Source organism: Aphanizomenon sp. UHCC 0183, assembly GCF_009712065.1.
GTDB lineage: Bacteria > Cyanobacteriota > Cyanobacteriia > Cyanobacteriales > Nostocaceae > Dolichospermum > Dolichospermum heterosporum.
In genome coordinates, this window is sequence record NZ_VILC01000148.1 from 1 (window position 1) to 6,411 (window position 6,411).

The 6,411-nt window shown below is 40.2% G+C and carries 7 protein-coding genes; all 7 read left to right on the plus strand.

The features are described from left to right. The first annotated feature begins 41 nt into the window (after positions 1-41). The 7 genes from FJR37_RS25255 to FJR37_RS25285 all read left to right on the plus strand — a co-directional run bounded on the left by FJR37_RS25255 (position 42) and on the right by FJR37_RS25285 (position 6,358). Positions 42-497, plus strand: a complete 456-nt coding sequence (locus FJR37_RS25255; RefSeq protein ID WP_039204722.1) for a diacylglycerol kinase family protein — start codon at positions 42-44, stop codon at positions 495-497. Between the two features lie 74 nt (positions 498-571). Continuing rightward, positions 572-1,159, plus strand: a complete 588-nt coding sequence (locus FJR37_RS25260) for an aminodeoxychorismate/anthranilate synthase component II (RefSeq protein ID WP_168467436.1) — start codon at positions 572-574, stop codon at positions 1,157-1,159. A gap of 12 nt (positions 1,160-1,171) precedes the next feature. Then, positions 1,172-1,945, plus strand: coding sequence for an MBL fold metallo-hydrolase (locus FJR37_RS25265; protein ID WP_168467437.1), 774 nt, complete (start codon positions 1,172-1,174; stop codon positions 1,943-1,945). A gap of 100 nt (positions 1,946-2,045) precedes the next feature. Next, positions 2,046-2,348, plus strand: a complete 303-nt coding sequence (locus FJR37_RS25270) for a hypothetical protein (RefSeq protein ID WP_168467440.1) — start codon at positions 2,046-2,048, stop codon at positions 2,346-2,348. A 317-nt stretch (positions 2,349-2,665) separates the two neighbouring features. Continuing rightward, positions 2,666-4,093 carry an ammonium transporter gene (locus FJR37_RS25275; protein ID WP_305765065.1) on the plus strand — a complete coding sequence of 476 codons (1,428 nt, stop codon included), beginning with the start codon at positions 2,666-2,668 and terminating at the stop codon, positions 4,091-4,093. A gap of 103 nt (positions 4,094-4,196) precedes the next feature. Continuing rightward, entirely contained in the window at positions 4,197-5,075 is an 879-nt protein-coding gene (locus FJR37_RS25280) for an SGNH/GDSL hydrolase family protein (protein WP_168467438.1), read from the plus strand. Positions 5,076-5,149: 74 nt separating this feature from the next. Then, on the plus strand, positions 5,150-6,358 hold the full coding sequence (locus FJR37_RS25285) for a 4-hydroxy-3-methylbut-2-enyl diphosphate reductase (protein WP_168467439.1): 1,209 nt from the start codon (positions 5,150-5,152) through the stop codon (positions 6,356-6,358). Positions 6,359-6,411: the final 53 nt, after the last annotated feature.

The window sequence follows — 6,411 nt, forward strand, 5'->3', positions numbered from 1 at the left end:
CTCCCTCCCCCACTCCCCCCACATCCCCCACTCTCACCTCTATGCCCCCAAAAGTCTCATCGTCATCAACCAATAATAGCTTACCAACACTCGTGTCCAAAGATAGGGAACTTTCCTGGCAGATTGCCTCTAATCTATTTGTTAGTTTTAAGTATGCTTGGGCTGGAATTACCTACGCTTTTCAGACTCAAAGGAATTTTCGGATTCATGTAGCTGTCTGCGCTTTAGCTATTGGATTAAGTGTATTTTTACAGTTAGAAACAGTACAAATATCTATAATTGCTATTACCAGTGGTTTAGTTTTAACTCTAGAGTTAGTGAATACTGCTATTGAGTCAATTGTAGATTTAACGGTCAAACAGTCTTATCATGAGTTGGCAAAAGTTGCTAAAGACTGTGCTGCTGGTGCTGTACTTGTGTCTGCTTTAGTAGCACTATTGGTTGCTTCTACATTAATATTTCCTCCTTTAGCAACATTAATTATGTCTACTTTCTAAATGGTAGATTGTGAACAGTAGAGACGTTTTCAGGGAACATCTTTGATATTTTTAAATAAAATTAGGTAAAAATTGTGATATTAGTCATTGATAACTACGATAGCTTTACGTATAATTTAGTACAATACCTGGGGGAATTAGCAGTAGATTTCCCAGTTGCTGATGACCTGCAAGTGGTACGAAACGATAAGATTACTATAGATGAAATTAGGGCATTGAACCCCGACGCAGTGGTGATTTCCCCTGGACCTGGTCGTCCAGATGATGCGGGAGTTTCCCTCAGTGCGATCGCCCAATTAGGAGATAAACTACCGATTTTAGGCGTGTGCTTAGGACATCAAAGTATTGGTCAGGTTTTCGGTGGTAAAATTGTCTCCGCCCCAGAATTGATGCACGGAAAAACCTCTCAGGTTTCCCACACAGGCATAGGAATTTTTCAAGGTTTAGAAAATCCTTTAACCGCTACCAGATATCATAGTTTAGTGATTGAGCGGGAAACTTGCCCGGAAGTATTGGAAATTACAGCTTGGGTAGAAGATGGCACAATTATGGGCGTGAGACATCGGCAATATCCTCACATTCAAGGAGTCCAATTTCATCCAGAGAGTGTCCTAACTGCCTTGGGTAAGGAATTGCTGAGAAATTTTTTGCGAACTTTGTAAGGCAGTATTCTTATGAAACGACGACAATTGATAGGCTATGCTGGAGCAGGTTTAATAACGGCTATAGTTACTAATTTAGGTGATCAAGATCCAGTAAATGCCCAATCTAGTGGTGTATCAATTCAGTGGTTAGGTCATACCTGCTTTTTATTGACCAATGGTAAGGTCAAAATTTTGATTAATCCCTTTAGCAATTTGGGTTGTACAGCTAAATATCGTCTCCCAAATGTTGCATCAGATTTGGTATTAATTAGTAGTCAATTATTGGATGAAGGGGCAATAGATAAAATACCAGGAAATCCCAAATTAGTTTATAAACCGGGTGTCTATGAGTTTCGGGGCGTTAAATTTCAGGGAATTACCACAGACCATGATCGTAAGGGTGGAAAACAATTTGGGCAAAATATAGCCTGGAAATTAAACCAAGGTGGCATTAATCTGCTACATTTGGGGGGTTCTGCTGCACCGATTACCCTAGAACAAAAAATTCTCATGGGTCGTCCTGATGTATTATTTATTCCCGTTGGCGGCAGTGATAAAGCGTATAATCATCAAGAAGCAAAACAGGCAATTGATGTCTTAAATCCTAAGTTAGTTATTCCTACCCATTATCGGACTCAAGCTGCTGAAAGTGGCAAGTGCGACATTACTCCAGTAGATGATTTTCTAACTTTGATGCAGAGTGTGAATATTAATGTCCGCCGCAGTAACAATGATTCTGTATTAGTTAATTCTCAGAGTTTGCCAGAAAAAACGGAAGTTCAACTTTTGAGTTACAAGTTTTGATTCCTTAATTTATTGTAAGTTGGGTTGACACAAGGAAACCCAACAAATTTCCAACTAAAATTAAGTGAAAAGATGACTTGGTATGGGAGCAGATACAATGATGAGAGTTTGGCTTATATGTTTTTTTATTCTGTTTGCTTTAGCGGAATTTTTTAAGTGGTTACGAGGTTTTTCTGTTCCTGTTCCGTTACCAATATATATTTTAGGTGGGGTATTTTTAGCAGTTGCCTCTAATTATGATAAGATATTTGGCTATTATGTCAGTAATGCTAGTGTAATTACACCTGCGGAAATATCCCAGGAAATACCTAAGTTGGCATCACCAGTAAACTCAACTCCAATTTCTGAATTAATACCTAGTGCTGTACCTAAATCCGATATTCAAGAATCTGCCAACAATTGAGTTGCTATATAGGAGGAGTCAGGAGGTAGGGGCGCAGGGCCTGCGCCCAGTCAGGAGTATGGCTAACGCCACGCTGCGCTATCAGGAGTTCAGGAGTCAGAAAGAAGAAGAAAGAATAAAGAATAAAGAAGAAGAAAATTGTTACCGGCCCGTGGTCTGCGTCAGGACAATATGTGGCTATTGCATCAGAAAATAAATAACTTCGTAAATATAACCCGCATAAAACATAAGATTTTTGTTAAACTTACTAGAAAATTAGAAGTTGAGTAGCTTTTAAGACAGAAAAAAAAAGTAGCAAATACTACGAATTGTATTGAATGAAGAGAAATATCGTAGACGCAGAGGAACGAAAACAAGTGTTCAGAAAATTGACTATCATTGGGTGTTTAACTCTATTTTTACTGGTAGGGTTGTTAACAGGAAATGCTTGGGCAGAAACCTCAGCAACCGTGCCTAGTCCGAATACAGGTGACACAGCATTTATGCTGATTTCCTCAGCTTTAGTAATGCTAATGACACCGGGATTAGCATTCTTTTATGGTGGGTTTGTGCGATCGCACAATATTCTCAACACATTGATGATGAGTTTTGTTTTGATGGCGATTGTGGGGGTCACCTGGGTTCTTTGGGGTTATAGTCTTTCCTTTGCCCCTGGTTTACCCTTCATTGGTGGTTTACAGTGGCTAGGGTTAAATGGTGTTGGTGTAGAAACCACAGGTTATCTGCAAGGTTCAGCCCCTGCGGAGGTAGTTTCCTATGCGGGGACAATTCCCCACCAAGCATTCATGATCTATCAAGCCATGTTTGCAATTATCACCCCAGCCTTAATTTCGGGAGCGATCGCCGAACGCATGAGTTTCCGTGCCTATTGCCTATTTGTAGTTCTGTGGTCAACCTTTATCTACACACCCCTAGCACACATGGTTTGGGCAAAGGGAGGATTCTTAGGTTTATACGGCGGCATCGGCGCTCTAGACTTTGCTGGTGGTACAGTAGTGCATATTAGTTCCGGTATTTCGGCACTGGTAGCCGCAATTGTCCTCGGTCCGAGAAAAAACTATCCAGATCGTCTTAGCCCTCCCCATAACGTCCCCTTTATTTTGTTGGGTGCGGGCTTACTTTGGTTTGGTTGGTTTGGCTTTAATGCTGGTAGCGCCTTATCCGCTGGCACGGTAGCCACAGTCGCCTTTGTTGCTACTAATACATCCGCTGCCGCCGGGGCGTTGATGTGGTTGATTCTAGAAGCTACATTACGGGGAAAACCCACCGCAGTTGGCGCAGCCACAGGTGCAGTCGCCGGTTTAGTGGGAATCACCCCAGGGGCAGGATTTGTCACCCCTGTAGCCGCAATTTTAACTGGTTTCATTACCTCCGTCGTCTGCTTCTATGCTGTCAGTTTCAAGCACAAATTGCGGGTTGATGATGCTCTAGATACCTATCCTGTACATGGTGTTGGAGGTACTATCGGGGCGATTCTAACAGCTATCTTTGCCACAACTGAAGTAAATAGCGGAGGTAAAGATGGGGTACTGCGCGGTAACTTCGGTGAATTGTTTGTGGAACTAGCAGCGATCGCCATAGCCTATATTATTGCTGGTGTAGGAACTTGGATCATTCTGAAAATTATTGCTGCTACAGTTGGTTTACGAGTCCCAGATCAAACCGAAGATCAAGGCTTGGATATCAACGAACACGGGGAAGAAGGTTATAACTCCGAATTTGCAGATCGGATTTCTAATAAGTAAAAGGCAGGGGAGTAGGGGAGAATATTTTTCTTCCCAATAACAACTAACAACTGACAACTGACAGATTTACAATTAAACTCAATATCCGTAATGTTTCTTCGTCGTGTCTAATCGTGTAAAAACTTTTCCTGTCTGGGGACTATTCGCACTGTTAACTAATATTATCCTAATGTTAGCGGTCGTCTTATTGATTTGGCGACAGCAAAAGCTAACCCCTGTGTTAGCAACCACAGCTATTCCAGATCCCTCAGAACCAGTTAACCTGAACTGGAAAAATCAATATGTAGCACCAGAATTAGGACCCCGTCATAAACTCAGTTATCCCCAATGGTTGGATATTCTCAAGCAAGAAGCTAAAATAACTGCTAGGAAAAATCCCCAGCGATTAACCATACTAGCGGGAGATTCTCTGAGTTTATGGTTTCCACCGGAGTTATTACCTGAGGATAGAAGCTGGCTAAATCAGGGCATATCCGGGGAAGTTAGCAATGGATTATTGCAAAGATTAGATTTTTTTGATCGCACCAAACCGGAAAAGATTTTCATTATGGTGGGCATTAATGATCTAATTCGCGGGTTAGATGATCAGGAAATTTTAGCTAATTATCAGCAAATTATCAGTTATTTGCAAAGAAAACACCCCCAAACAGAAATTGTCGTTCAGTCAATTTTGCCCCATGGTGAGGAGGGAATAACTTGGGAAGGAAAAGAAAAACTCCTAGCAATTTCCAATCCTCGGATTCGTAATTTGAATCAGAAATTGAATAATCTCGCTACTGAAAAAGGGGTGAAATATCTGAATTTACATCCCTTATTCACCGATAAACAAGGTAATCTTCGGTCAGATTTTACCACCGATGGTTTGCATCTGAGTCCCCCAGGTTATCTCGTTTGGCGGACTGCCTTACAGATGTATACTAACCAACAAATAACATCCCAATCAACTAAACCTAAAAATATCAACTCAAAAACTAGGATATAAATCCAAATTTTCCATCTAAATTACCTCGAAACACGAGAAAATCAAAGATAGTAATTATTAGTGGTCAATCTAAAATGGATACAAAAGCTTTTAAACGTAGCCTCCAACATTCAGACAATTACAATCGCAAAGGTTTTGGTCATCAAGCGGAAGTTGCTACCAAGTTACAATCTGAGTTTCAGAGTAACTTAATTCAGGAAATCCGCGATCGCAACTACACCATCAAACGTGGTAATGTCACCATCCAACTAGCACAAGCATTTGGTTTTTGTTGGGGTGTAGAAAGGGCTGTAGCTATGGCTTATGAAACCCGGCAACATTTTCCCACAGAACAGATTTGGATTACCAACGAAATTATTCACAATCCATCTGTGAATAAACGAATGGAAGAAATGCAAGTAGAATTTATTCCCGTTATTGACAAACTGAAAGACTTTTCTGTTGTTAATAGTGGTGACGTAGTAATTTTACCAGCCTTTGGTGCAAGTGTTCAAGAAATGCAAATATTGCATGATAAAGGTTGCCAAATTGTTGATACTACCTGCCCCTGGGTATCCAAAGTATGGAACACCGTAGAAAAGCACAAAAAAGGTGATTATACTTCAATTATTCACGGAAAATATAAGCATGAAGAAACAGTTGCCACCAGTTCCTTTGCCGGGAAATATTTGATTGTTTTAAACATAAAAGAAGCAGAATATGTCATTAATTATATTCTCAACGGTGGCGATCGTGAAGAATTTTTAGCCAAATTTTCCAAAGCCTGTTCAGCAGGATTTGACCCTGATCAAGACTTACAACGAGTAGGAATTGCTAACCAAACAACCATGCTCAAAGGTGAAACCGAACAAATCGGTAAAATGCTGGAGCATACAATGATGCAGAAATATGGACCAGCAGAATTGAATCAGCATTTTCAAAATTTCAATACCATCTGTGATGCCACTCAAGAACGTCAAGATGCTATGTTAGAATTAGTCGAAGAAAATGTGGATTTAATCATAGTTATTGGTGGATTTAACTCATCCAATACTACCCAACTACAACAAATTGCCTTTGATCGAGGTATTCCCTCCTATCACATTGATTGTGGAGAACGGATTCAATCAATTAATAACATTGAACATCGGCAGTTAACAGGAGAATTAGTAATTGCAGAAAATTGGCTACCAGCAGGAGAAATTAAAGTTGGTGTAACTTCTGGTGCTTCAACACCGGATAAGGTAGTTGAAGATATAATTGAGAAAATTTTCGCCCTCAAAGCAATAGCATCTGTAGTTTAAAATATACTCAACACGGTTAGGATATGGACTTTTAATAAATTACGAAAAACCTA

Bases quoted from the DNA above. Each gene is read 5' to 3' on its own strand.
- FJR37_RS25255 (WP_039204722.1), top strand. From the start codon at position 42: ATGCCCCCAAAAGTCTCATCGTCATCAACCAATAATAGCTTACCAACA.
- FJR37_RS25265 (WP_168467437.1), top strand. From the start codon at position 1,172: ATGAAACGACGACAATTGATAGGCTATGCTGGAGCAGGTTTAATAACG.
- FJR37_RS25270 (WP_168467440.1), top strand. From the start codon at position 2,046: ATGAGAGTTTGGCTTATATGTTTTTTTATTCTGTTTGCTTTAGCGGAA.
- FJR37_RS25275 (WP_305765065.1), top strand. From the start codon at position 2,666: ATGAAGAGAAATATCGTAGACGCAGAGGAACGAAAACAAGTGTTCAGA.
- FJR37_RS25285 (WP_168467439.1), top strand. From the start codon at position 5,150: ATGGATACAAAAGCTTTTAAACGTAGCCTCCAACATTCAGACAATTAC.